This window comes from Streptomyces sp. NPDC045287 (assembly GCF_056432325.1).
The window spans coordinates 250,450-262,418 of record NZ_JBWKJG010000007.1 but is presented as its reverse complement, the minus strand read 5'-3'; the positions used below and the strand labels follow the sequence as shown (position 1 = coordinate 262,418).

9 protein-coding genes are annotated in these 11,969 nt (G+C 75.8%); 5 read left to right on the top strand and 4 right to left on the bottom strand.

The window, feature by feature from the left end:
* The first annotated feature begins 207 nt into the window (after positions 1 to 207).
* Positions 208 to 462 carry a regulatory protein AfsS gene (gene afsS / locus AC07D6_RS14685; RefSeq protein ID WP_479044419.1) on the top strand — a complete coding sequence of 85 codons (255 nt, stop codon included), beginning with the start codon at positions 208 to 210 and terminating at the stop codon, positions 460 to 462.
* A 140-nt stretch (positions 463 to 602) separates the two neighbouring features.
* Here the strand turns inward: afsS and AC07D6_RS14680 are convergent, their stop codons facing one another.
* Positions 603 to 1,112, bottom strand: a complete 510-nt coding sequence (locus tag AC07D6_RS14680) for a hypothetical protein (RefSeq protein WP_479044417.1) — start codon at positions 1,110 to 1,112, stop codon at positions 603 to 605.
* 191 nt (positions 1,113 to 1,303) lie between these two features.
* Between AC07D6_RS14680 and AC07D6_RS14675 the strand changes: the two genes are divergently transcribed.
* Positions 1,304 to 2,116 (top strand): hypothetical protein, encoded by an 813-nt coding sequence (locus AC07D6_RS14675; RefSeq protein WP_479044415.1) that lies wholly within the window; start codon positions 1,304 to 1,306, stop codon positions 2,114 to 2,116.
* A gap of 48 nt (positions 2,117 to 2,164) precedes the next feature.
* Here AC07D6_RS14675 and afsK read toward each other — a convergent pair whose 3' ends face one another.
* Positions 2,165 to 4,660, bottom strand: a complete 2,496-nt coding sequence (afsK, locus tag AC07D6_RS14670; protein WP_479044413.1) for a protein serine/threonine kinase AfsK — start codon at positions 4,658 to 4,660, stop codon at positions 2,165 to 2,167.
* 442 nt (positions 4,661 to 5,102) lie between these two features.
* Positions 5,103 to 5,930 carry an AfsK-binding protein KbpA gene (gene kbpA / locus AC07D6_RS14665; RefSeq protein ID WP_315877227.1) on the bottom strand — a complete coding sequence of 276 codons (828 nt, stop codon included), beginning with the start codon at positions 5,928 to 5,930 and terminating at the stop codon, positions 5,103 to 5,105.
* Between the two features lie 419 nt (positions 5,931 to 6,349).
* Here kbpA and AC07D6_RS14660 point away from each other — a divergent pair, with 419 nt between their 5' ends.
* Positions 6,350 to 6,997 (top strand): TetR family transcriptional regulator, encoded by a 648-nt coding sequence (locus AC07D6_RS14660; RefSeq protein ID WP_479044410.1) that lies wholly within the window; start codon positions 6,350 to 6,352, stop codon positions 6,995 to 6,997.
* Positions 6,998 to 7,208: 211 nt separating this feature from the next.
* A complete protein-coding gene (locus tag AC07D6_RS14655) occupies positions 7,209 to 7,889 on the top strand; it encodes a pyridoxine/pyridoxamine 5'-phosphate oxidase (RefSeq protein ID WP_479044407.1) in 681 nt (226 codons plus the stop codon).
* A gap of 392 nt (positions 7,890 to 8,281) precedes the next feature.
* Here the strand turns inward: AC07D6_RS14655 and AC07D6_RS14650 are convergent, their stop codons facing one another.
* Entirely contained in the window at positions 8,282 to 9,646 is a 1,365-nt protein-coding gene (locus AC07D6_RS14650; RefSeq protein ID WP_479044405.1) for a COG1361 family protein, read from the bottom strand.
* A gap of 254 nt (positions 9,647 to 9,900) precedes the next feature.
* On the opposite strand from AC07D6_RS14650, the gene AC07D6_RS14645 reads away from it, so the two are divergent.
* Entirely contained in the window at positions 9,901 to 11,841 is a 1,941-nt protein-coding gene (locus tag AC07D6_RS14645; protein WP_479044403.1) for an acetate--CoA ligase family protein, read from the top strand.
* Positions 11,842 to 11,969: the final 128 nt, after the last annotated feature.

Here is an 11,969-nt window from a genome sequence, read left to right as displayed (position 1 = left end):
GGCCCGGCTCCGGGGACACGGGCGTTCAGCATTCGTTTATGCGGATCCGGCATCGTTCTCGGTGGACGGTCCGTCGCGTCGGGGGGCAGGCGGGTCGAAGGCGCTCACCGCTAAGGTGAGCGATCCTTGGACGCCCGTTCGGCGACCCTCGGGGGAGTTGCCGAGCGGGCGTCGCCGAGTCATACCGTCAAGGGGAGATGACGCGCCATGAGCGACAAGAAGCCCGAAGAGATCATCACGACGCTGGACAACCACATGCCCGCCCCGCCCAGGGACGGCATCGTGACCCTGGACAACCACATGCCCGCCCCGCCCAAGGACGGCATCGTGACCCTGGACAACCACATGCCGTCCGAGCCGTTGGGCGAGACGGTCACCACCATGGACAACCACATGCCCGCCCCGCCGAGGGACACCATCGTGACCATGGACAACCACATGCCGGCGCCGCCGGTCAAGTAAGCCAACCCGGACGGGGGGGCGGCCGCGGCGGCGCGGAGGGGGAGCCGTCGCGGCCGCTGCATGCGCGGGGCCGGGTACGACGGCGGGGGCCGATCCCACGGGGGTCGGCCCCCGCCGTCGTGGCGTCCGCCCGGCTCGTCTCAGCTCATCGAGCGCTGCGCCTTGGTGACGACGCACTTGGTGTACTCGCCGCCGTTCTGCGTGCCCGTGTAGGCCGTGGTGGCCTCGGTGTTCTTCGAGCCGTTCGCCGGGACGACCAGGTCGTCGACGTGCGCGGCGGCGTACGGCGCGCTCGTGCCGGTGGCGCCCTGGAACTGGACCGTCGCGTCGTACTCGTAGTCGAGCGAGCTGTCGTTGGTGACGGTGAGGCGCGCGACGAGGTTCTTGCCGGACGCGTCGAGCGTGCACCCGTCGATGCGGATGTCCCGCATCGCGGACGCGTCGGAGCCCGAACCGCCGGGCACGGAGCTCCCGCCGCCGGAACCGTTGCCGTCGGTGTCCTGGTGGCCTCCGGTGCCGGAGCCGCCGGAGGACGAGCTGGAGCCGCTGCCGGAACTGGAACCGCCACAGCTTCCGCCGCCCGAGCCGCGCGCGCCGGTCAGGGCGATCAGGACGACACCGAAGACGGCCACCGCGCGAACATGACGCATTTTCACGTTTCAACCCCCGTTGAAAGTGGAAAAATAGAAAGCTCGTTCTGACGAGCGCACGTCACCCTAGCAGCGGAGCGGCCCGGCCCCGTCCGCCGTCGCGTGATTCCCCCGGGCGGAGGCGGGTACCCGGGCACCGGACCGGATCCGGACCGTGTCGATCCGGCACCCGGAGTCGAGGGAGACCGAGGATGATCCGCAACGCCATCGGCGCCGTCCTGGCCCTCGTGGGAGCGGCAGCCGTCGTCTGGAGCCCCTTCCACGCCTGGTACGACGGGCGCCTGGGCCGGCACTACGGGGTCGGTGACCTGTTCGAGGGGATCACCCCCGACCGGGCCGACCTGTGGGTCTCGCTGCTCCTGCCGCTGGCCTTCGCCGCGCTGGTCGCGTTGGTGGGGCTGGTACTGCGGTCGCGGTCGGCGGTGGCGCTGGCGGGGCTGGTCGCGCTGGGGTTCACCGTGCTGTGGATCGTGCGTCAGGGGCAGGCCACCGGGAGCCTCGTGGTGAGTGGCGACGGGAAGGGCCTCGGGCCGGGCACCGGACTGGCGCTCGGCGGCGGGCTGGTGCTGCTGCTGGCCGCGGTGGTGATGGCGGGGCGGCGGCACGGCCGGATGCTGGGCGGGCACGAGGCGGGGTACGCGTCCGGAACGGGACGGCGGCACGCCCGGCGGCGGGGGGCGCCGCAGGAACCGGCCCCGGGCCCCGGCGACCCCGCGTACCCGGGTGCTCCGGACGACGCGTCCGCGCACCGGCACCAGGGCCCGTACCAGGACCCCTACCACGACCCGTACGGGGAGCAGGACCCCCACCAGGGCCCGTACCAGGACCAGGGTCCGTACCGGGACCAGGACCCGTACCGCGACCCGCACCCCCACCAGGGCCAGGATCCGTACCGGGACCAGGACCCCGGCCCGTACCGGGACCAGGACCCCCACCGGGACCCGCACGCGCAGGACACCCGGACGCACCCGCACCCCCAGGGCCGGGACGACCGCCCCTCCTAGCCGGGCGACCGCGTGCCCCGGCCACCCGGTGGCCCGGCGCCCCGGCGGCTACCGGGTCGGGGACGGGCGGGGGCCCGTCGCGGTGCCCTTCTGGGCGTCCAGGGCGTACACGCAGCGGTCCTTGCTGCACGCGTACACGACGCCGGCCCGCGCCACGGGCGAGCCCGTGATCTCGCCGCCCGTCGTCAGCTTCCACCGGAGCTGCCCGCCCGCCGCGTCCAGCGTGTACAGCACGTGGTCCGCCGAGCCGAAGTGCAGCCGCCCCTCCGCCGCCACGGGCGCGCCGACGATCTCGCCGCCGGCCGCGAACCGCCACTTCGGCGTCCCGGTGACCGCGTCCAGCGTGTACAGGGCGCTCCCGCTGCCCACGTGGATGTTCCCGTCCGCGACGAGGACCGGCTCGATCGACTGCCGGGCCTCCGTCGCGATCCGCCACCGGTCCTTGCCGGTCGTCGCGTCGAGGGCGTACACCGTGCCGAGGTAGTCGGCGAGGTACACCCCGCCGCCGGTCACGGAGGGCCCCGGCGCGAAGGCGGGCGGCGACAGGAAGACCGCCGGCGCCTCGAAGTGCCAGCGGACGTGGCCGGACATGACGTCGACGGACAGGACCCGCGTCCCGGCGGCGACGTACACGTAGCCGTCCTCCGCGGGGGTGACCCGTACGGGCACGCCACCGCAGGACGCCGCGTCGCCGACCGGGTACGACCACCGCTCGGTGCCGGTACGGGCGTCGAGGGCGCGGAGCCGGGCGTCCTGCCACACGTACACGGTGTCGCCGTGGACGGCGGGCCCCGCCTCGGGGGTCTCGAAGTCGGTCTGCGCGCCGGTCAGCTCCCACAGCCTGGCGCCGTTGGACGCCTCCCAGCCCTGGACGCCGCCGCCGCGCGTGCCGGTGACGACGGTGCCCCGGTCGACCTTGAGCGAGTACACCCACGCGTCGGTCTGGAGCCGCCACAGCTCGCCCGCGTCGAGGGCGTCCAGCGCGTACAGCGTGGGCCCGTCGGAGGCGTGGATGCGGCCGGCGGCGACGGCCATGGACCAGGCGACGTCGCGGGTCTTGAACTGGCGGCGGCCGGTCGCCACGTCGAGGGCGTGGACCTCGAAGGACGTGACGTAGAGGAGGTCGCCGTCGACGACGGGCGTGCCCCACACGTCGTTCGACATGCGGAACCGCCAGGGGCGCCAGTGCCCGGGGGCGGGCGGGGGCGCGGCGACGGTGGGGCCGCCGTCCGCGCCGTTCGGCTGGGACGGCACGCCGGTGCCCGTGCCGGGGCCGGGACCCGTGCCGGGAAGGGGGCGGCCGGTGGGCGGCGGGGCGTCCGCGCCGGTCAGCCCGGCGGGCGGGCGGATCCAGCCGGTGGCGGGTCCGGCCGGGTCGGGCGCGGCGGCGGAGCGGCCGTCGACGCGGCGGGGGCCGGGGCCGATGGGCACGTTCGAGCCGGGGAGCCGGACGGGCGACGCGCCACCGCCGTGCGGGCCGTGGGCGGGCGGCCGGACGGGGCCGTGCCCGGTGCGGGGGTCGCCGCCGCGCCAGGCGGCGTCCCAGTCCTGGCCGGGCGCGGGGGCCCCCGGGGCGGGGCCGCCGGGCGCCGGGGCGCCGGGCGGGGGCCCCGGCGGGGCGGGCGGCACGGACGGGGGCGGCGGCACGGCGGGACGGCCGCCGCGCCGCTGCTCGATCATGGCGGTGGCCGGCGCGGGCAGCCACGCGGACGCCGTGCCGCTGTCGTCGCCGCCGGCGAAGAGGTGCGGGGCGAGCTGGGCCTGGAGGTCCGCCGGGGTGGGGCGGAGCGCCGGGTCGGTCTGCATGCAGGAGTCGATCAGCGGGCGCAGCTCGTCGGGCAGCCCCTCCAGGTCGGGGCCCTCCCGGAGCAGCATGAACACGGTCTCGACGGGGTTGGCGCCGTGGAACGGGGCGTGCCCGGTCGCGGCGAACACCAGCGTGGAGCCGAGCGAGAAGACATCACTCGCACCGGTGACGCTGCGCGAGTCGCGCGCCTGCTCGGGCGACATGTACGCGGGCGTCCCGACGGCGACGTTGGTCATCGTCAGCCGGGTGTTGGAGACGCCGGACGCGATGCCGAAGTCGATGACGCGCGGGCCGTCCTCGACGACGAGGACGTTGGACGGCTTCAGGTCGCGGTGGACGAGGCCCGCGCCGTGGATGGACTGGAGGGCTTCGGCGACGCCGGCGGCCAGCCAGCGCACGGCGGGCGCGGGCAGCGGCCCGCACTCGTTCACTATCTCCTCCAGGGAGGGCGCCGGGACGTACGCGGTGGCCAGCCACGGCACGGCGGCGCGCGGGTCGGCGTCGACGACGGCGGCCGTGTAGAAACCGGACACGGCCCGCGCGGCCTCGACCTCCCGCGTGAAGCGGACGCGGAACAGCTGGTCCTCGGCGAGCTCGGTCCGCACGGTCTTGATCGCCACGCGGCGGCCGGACGCCGACCGCGCGAGATAGACCAGGCCCATGCCGCCGGCGCCGAGCCGGCCCAGCACCTCGAACGGGCCGATCCGTCTCGGGTCGTGCTGCGTCAGCTGCTCCACTTGCCTGCCACCTCCCCGTCAGGGCCATGGGGGTACGACCCTGTGCACCTTGATTCTTCCTGTCCGGGGCGGTGGTTGCGAACCCGGGGGCGGATCGGGGTGTCTCACCCGGAAGGGGACACCCGTGTGAGGGACACCCGGGCGACGGACCGGTGGGCACGGGCGGTTTCCGGCCACCGCGGGCCGCGGCGCCGCCGTCCGCCGGACCGTGGCACCGCCGTCCGCCGGACCGCGGCGCCGGCCCGCCGGGCCTCGGTGGGCGAGGGCTCGACGGGCGGGGCCCGGTGGACGGGGCCGCGGCGGGCGGGGCCCGGTGGGCAGGAGCCCGGTGGACCGGGCCTCGGTCGGTGGGCTCGGCGGGCGGGGCCTCGGTGGACGGGAGCCCAGCGGACGGGAGCCCGGCGAGCGGGGGCCCGCTGGACGGGGCTGCGGCGGTCGGGGCTCAGGCGGCCTTGGAGTCGGACAGGACGGCGAAGGCGGCGCCCTGGTCGTCGGCGAGGAGCGCGATCCGGCCGTACGGGGTGTCGAACGGGTCCTCGGTGACCCGGCCGCCGAGGCGGACGGCGGCGGCCGTCGTCTCGTCGCAGTCGGCGACGGCGAAGTACACCAGGAAGTGGGCCGGCATCTCGGCGGGGAACGCATCGCCGATCACGCTGCGCCCGCCGATCGCATCGGCGTCGGTGGGTTCGCCGGTGCCGGCCGGCGACCAGACGCGGAAGTCGGCGGACGGGTCGTCGAGGTCGCGGGTGCGGTAGCCGAAGACAGTGGCGTAGAAGGCGTCGACGGCGTCCTTGTCGCGGGCCCTCGTGTACACCTCGGTCCAGCAGTACGAGCCGGGGAGGCCCTCCTTCTCGAAGCCGGCGTGCTCCTCGGTCTGCCAGATCCCGAAGACGGCCCCGCCGGGGTCGGCGGCGAGCGCGGTGATGCCTGCGGCACCGACGCGCATAGGGGCGGTGATGACCTGTCCGCCGGCCTCCCGGATGCGGGCGGCGAGGGCGACGGCGTCGGTGGTGGCCAGGTAGACGCCCCAGGCGGTGGGCATGCGGCCGTCCCGTTTGGGGGCCAGCCCGGCGACGCGCAGGCCGTCGCTGAGGGCGGTGGCGTACGGGCCGTACGTCTCGCCGCTGTCGGCGAAGGTCCAGCCGAACAGTCCGCCGTAGAAGCGCTTGCCCGCCTCCAGGTCCGGGAGCAGCACGTCCGCCCAGCACGGCGTGCCCTCCGGCCTGTCCTCCGGGTCGCCTCCCGGCGTGCGTTCCGTGGTCGCGGCCATGGGCGTGGTTCCTTCCCTGTGCGCGGGGGCGCACGGACCGTGGGTGCCCGTCACGGCCACGCTAATGCGGGTGGGGTTCCGCCGCAGGGGGAGGAGGTCCGGTCGGGCAGTTGTCCACCGATGTTTTCCACAGCCTGTTGATAATCATTCCGTACGAGGACCTGAAGAAGGCCGGGCCGGAGAAGGACGGGGAAGGACGGAAGGGGCAGAGGAAGACAGAGGAGGGCCGAGGGGGGCGGAAGGCGCGGCCGGGAACGCGGGGGCCGTCCGGGGAACCGGCGGTGAATCCCCGGCGGACCGCTTCCGCAGCCCTTCTTCCCCCACTCCGGAAAACCCGTCCGGAACAGCCCGCGCACGGCCCCGCACCCATTTGCACTCGGCCGAATCGCGCGCCGAACACCCCTCGGTAAGCTGACGGCATGACAGGACAAGTACGTACCGTCGACGGCCGCGTGGCCGGTCGGCGCGGCCAGGCGACGCGGCAGAAGCTGCTCGACTGCCTCAGCGAGATGCTCGGCTCCTCGCCGTACCGGGACGTCAAAGTCATCGACGTGGCCCGGAAGGCGGGCACTTCACCTGCGACCTTCTATCAGTATTTCCCGGACGTCGAGGGCGCTGTCCTGGAGATCGCCGAGGAAATGGCCAAGGATGGCGCAGGATTGTCCGAATTGGTATCGGACCGGTCCTGGGTCGGCAAGGGGGCGAAGCAGGCGTCGGAGGAGCTCGTCGAGGGCTTCCTCGACTTCTGGCGGCGCCACGACGCGATCCTGCGCGTCGTCGACCTGGGGGCCGCCGAAGGCGACAAGCGGTTCTACAAGATCCGCATGAAGATCCTCGGCTCGGTCACCGGCTCCCTCACGGACGCGGTGAAGGAGCTCCAGGCCAAGGGCCGGGTCGACAAGGACGTGAACCCCGCCGCGATGGCCGGCGCGCTGGTGACGATGCTGGCGTCGGTGGCGTCGCACCAGAAGGGCTTCCAGACGTGGGGCGTCAAGCAGGCCGAACTCCGGCCGAACCTGGCGCTCTTGGTCCACCTCGGCATCACGGGCAAGAAGCCCGCGAAGTAGGGGCGCGTACGGCGCACCCGCGCACGGCCCCTCCCCCGCGCTCCGGCACGGCCCCACCCCCCGCGCTCCGGCGCACCCCGTCCGCCCGCCGCTCGGGCGCCCCGGGTACGGCACGTCCTGTCACACCGGTGGCGGCCCGTCCCGCGACGGCCGCCGCCGGCACCCCGTACCCGGGCCCGGCCCCCTCCCGTACCGGGCGGATGATGTCCCCATGACGCACGGCGCCCACGACACGCACGCCGCCTTCGAGTCGGCCCTCCACTCCCTGCGGGTGTGGGACGCCGACCTGCCCGCCTTCGACCCGGCGACCGCCCCGGACGACCCGCTGGACCTGTTCCGCACGTGGTTCCTCGACGCGGTGGAGGCGGGCCAGCCGGAGCCGCACACCACGCAGCTCGCCACGGCCGACGCGGACGGCCGCCCCGACGTGCGGACGGTGATGCTGCACGGCGCCGACGGGCGCGGCTGGCGGTTCGCGACGCACTCCACCAGCGCGAAGGGCCGGCAGCTCGCCGCCCGCCCGTACGCGGCGCTGCACTTCTACTGGCCGCTGCGGGGCCGCCAGGTCCGCCTGCGCGGCCCCGTCGCCGAGGGCACAGCCGAGGAGGCGTACGCCGACCTCCACGCCCGTTCGACGGGCGCTCTGGCGGCGGCGCTGACGGGCCGCCAGAGCGAGCCGCTCGCCTCCCCGGAGGCCCTGGCGGAGGCGAGCGAACGGGCCTGGTCCCGGGCCGCCGCGGAGCCCGCGGCGCACGCGCCGACCTGGACGGTGTACCGCCTGGTCCCGCAGGAGGCGGAGTTCTTCCAGGGCGACGCCCGCCGCCGCCACGTCCGCCTCCGTTACCACCGCGCACCGGACGGCCCGTGGTCCCGGGGCCTGCTCTGGCCCTGACCGGCCCGCCACCGCCCGGACCGCCTGCCGGCATCCGGGCCGCGCCCACCCGGACCACCCCCCGCCGCCCGGGCCGCCCGGGCCGCCCGGCGGGAGCCGCCCGGCGAGGACCGCCCGGCGAGGACCGCGGGGCAACCCGACCCGTACGGGACGACCCGACCCGTACGGGAGGACCCGCCCCGTAAGGGAGGACCCAGCCCGTACGGGGCAGCCCACCCCGTACGAGGCAGCCCAACCCGTACGGGCCGAAGCACGGGGACGCGCACGGACCGGAGGCCGCCCGCCGGGGCCCCGTGCGGCAGCCGCCGGGATGGCCGCCACCAAGGCACGGGGGTGGCCACCGGTCGTTCCGGCGGCCACCCCGGTTCCCGCTCCTACGGCGTCCGCGCCGGTCAGCCAGCCGCGTTGAGGACGAGCTTCGCGGTGTCGTTCGTGCTGTCCGGGTCGTTCGGGCGCGCCTCGCCCCACCCGTTGCGCAGCGTCAGCGTGCCCGTCGCGTCCGGCACGACCGTGTCGACGCGCAGGGTGAACGGGAACGTCACCGTCTGCTTCTCACCGACCCACATGGGCAGCTCGCACCGGTAGCGCGGGGCGCCGGACGGGCCCTCGTACCAGCCGCCCCCCAGCGTCTGCCCGAAGCAGTTCTCCGGCGCCCGCGTCACGGTCGCGCCCGGGGGGACGACGAAGTCGACCGAGGCGACGGGGTCGCCGGAGCGCAGGTTCGCGACCCACGCCGGACCCTGGTTGCGGAACGTCAGGTCGGCCTTGACGGTCTCGCCCGCCGCGGCGGTCAGGTCGGCGCCCAGCACGGAGAAGTCGCTCGTGTTGGCCACCTTGACGGCCCCGTAGAGGCCGTTGTCCTCCGGGGCCAGGTCCTGGACGCCGCCGCCGGGCTCGACGGTGAGGTCGAGGCGCTCGTGGAACCCGTACGGGGCGGCGGTCGCCGTCAGCGTGCGGGGCAGGGCGAAGGTGCCGCCCGGCTCGACGACGTCGTCGAAGGCGCAGTCGACCCGGCTCATCGGGACGTACCCGTCGGTCTCGTCGAGCGGCGTGGTCGTGCAGTGCGGGTCGACGGCGCCGACGTCCAGACCACGCGTGACGTACAGGGTGACGCGGACGCCGTGCGCCGCCTCGCCGCCCGCGTTGACGACGCTGAACGGCACGGACACGGTGCCGCCCGGCTGGACCTGGCCGGTCGGCACGGTGCCCCGTACGACGAGGTCGGGGCCGGAGCCGACGGTGACGGGGGTCTCCGCCTCGTGCGCGACGAGCTCGCCGACCCCGGGCTGGTCGGTGGCGGCGCGCGCCGTGTACGCGATGCGGCCGGTCGCGCCGACCGCCGCGCCCGCCGCAGCGCGGACCTGGAGGCGCACCCGCTCCCCGACCTCACCCGTCAGGGCCACCTCGGGCACGGTGCACTCGGCGGTCGTCCCGCTGGGCGTGCAGTTGTCGGGCCAGGTCACCTCGGCGACGCCGGCGAGGCCGGACACGTCGACGGTGATCCGGCCGCCGGTGACGGTGAAGTTGCCGTTGTCGTGCGACAGGCCGACCTCCACCTCCCGGTCCTGCCCGACCTCGCCCCCGGTCCCGACGGGCACCTTCGCCTCGTACGGGGCGGCGCTGATCCACAACTGGTCGCTCTGGGGCTCCTCGGCGGCTGCGGGCACCACGGCCCCGGCGCCCACCACCCCGGCGACGACGGCGACACACAGACCGCGCGTGAGGGCACGCGCGGGGAGGGACTGGCTCATGGACATGGGGCCTTTCTGTTCACTCTGATCACTCTGATCACTCTGATCACTCTGATCACGGGCAACGCACCACTACCTCGACCCGCGACCCCGCCATGAGGTTGTACGACCCAACGAACTGGGCCGGTTGACCCCCAGGCGCCCCCAATGTCCCGTTCGAGGGGGGATGTTGACCATGTGCGGGCTGTTCCTCGGGAGGCAACCCTTCGGTAACGTGACAAGCCGTCAGCTATCCGGGTGCGGTCGGCGGGAGGCGCGCGTTGGCGGTTTCTGTGGCTGGGCTGGAGGGCCTCTTCCGGCCCCGGGGCGTGGTGCTCGTCGGGACCGGCGAGGGGCGGGAGGACGTCGTGCGGTGGGCCCTGCGGGCCGGGGCGCGGGTGTACGCGGTGCGGGGCGAACCGGGACCCGGCGTGCGGCCCGTGGCGTCCGCCGCGGAGCTGCCGGGCGACGTGGACCTCGCCGTGGTGCTCGGCGGCGACCCTCTGCCCGCCCTCCGCCCGCTGGCCGACGCGAAAGTGCCGCTGGTCGTGGTCCTGGGGGGCTCCTCCCCCTCGGCCGACCGGCTGCGCGGTGCCGGGCCGCGGGTCCTGGGACCCACCGGTCCCGCCCTCTTCGCGCCGCTGCGGGACGACCTCGGGGGGCCCGGCATCGCCGTGGTCGCCCGGACCGGCCCGCAGGGCCGCCCCCTGTACGCCCTCCAGGAGCTGGGCGTCCGGCTCTCCCACTGGGCGGTCACCGGCGACGAGGCCGACGTGACGGCCGCCGACCTCGTCGCGTACTACGCCGAACAGCCCGGCGTCGGTGCCATCGCCTGCCACCTCGACCGCCTCGGCGACGCCCGCGCCTTCCTGCGCGCCGCCGGCCGCGCCGCCCGCCACCGCGTCCCCGTCGTCGCCCTCACCGCCGCCGCCCCCACCACCCGGCCGGTCCTGGACGCCGCGCTGCGCCAGTACGGCGTCGTCCCGGTCGGCTCGCCCGACCAGCTCCAGGACACGGCCACGCTGCTCGCCCGCGCCCGCCCGCCCCGCGCGGAGGGCGTCGCGGTGTACGAGGAGGAGGCCACCGGCGCGGCGGCGCACTTCGCCGCGCTCGCCTCCGCCGCCGGGCTGCGGGCCTCGGCCCGTCCCGGTGACCCCCTCGACGCGCTCCTCGCCGACCCGGACGTCGGCGTCCTCGTCTGCCCCGTCCCCGCCCCGCACCCCCCGCGCACGGACCGCCTCGCGCGGGCCCTCGCCGACGCGGCGGTGGCCACCGACAAGCCGGTGTGCGTGATCTGGGGCTCACCGGCCGGCACGGAGGCGGCGTACCGCGAGGTGCTGCTCGGCTCGTCGCGCCTCGCCGTCTTCCGCACGTTCGGCAACTGCGTCGCGGCCGTCCGCGCGTACCTCGACCACCACCGCCGCGCCGCCGCCCACCCGTCCCCCTTCGACGAACCGCCCTTCGACGAGCCGCCCTTCGACGACTCGCCCACCGCCGCGCCGTCGCCCGCGCCGCCGTCGCCGTCGGCGCGCAGGGCGCGGTCCCTGCTGCGGCCGGGGCAGCGGCTGAGCGAGCACGCGGCGAAGCAACTGCTGCGGGCGTACGGCATCCGCGTACCGCGCGAGCAGTTGACGACCAGCGCGGCGGCGGCCGTCCGCGCGGCCGCCCAGATCGGGTACCCGGTGGTGATGAAGGCGTCCGCCCCGCGGCTGGCGCACCGCGGCGAGCGGGGCCTCGTCCGGGTGGGGCTCACCTCGGCGAGCCAGGTCCGCGACGCGTACCGGGAGTTCACCGAGATCGCCCGCTACGACCGCGTCGACCTGGACGGCGTCCTCGTCTGCCAGATGGTGGGGCGGGGCGCCGAGTTGGCGGTCCGCGTGGCGCACGACCCGCTGCTCGGGCCGACCGTGCGGATCGGGGCGGGCGGCGCCCCGGCGGAGGCGGGGGCGGGCACGGCCGTGCGCGTCCCGCCGTTCGGAGAGCGGGAGGCGCGGGCCATGGTGGACGAGCTGCGCGGACGGCCGCCGCTGGACGGCGTACGGGGCGGCCCGCCGGCCGACGTGGACGCGCTCGTCGAAACGGTCCTGCGCGTCCAGCGCATCGCCCTGGAACTGGGCGGCGACCTCGCGGAGCTGGACGTCGAGCCCCTCGTCGTACGGGAACGGGGCCAGGGCGCGGTCGCGCTCGGCGCGCGGGCGGTGTGCCGGCCGGACAGACCCTGACGGCTCCGGACACCCCCTGACGGCCCCCGACAACCGACGGCCCGGCGCGCGGGGCGACTTGGCGTGCGGGGTGACTCGGCGTGCGGGGCGGCTCGGCGGCTCCTCGGGTGGCGGCACGCGTATGCGCG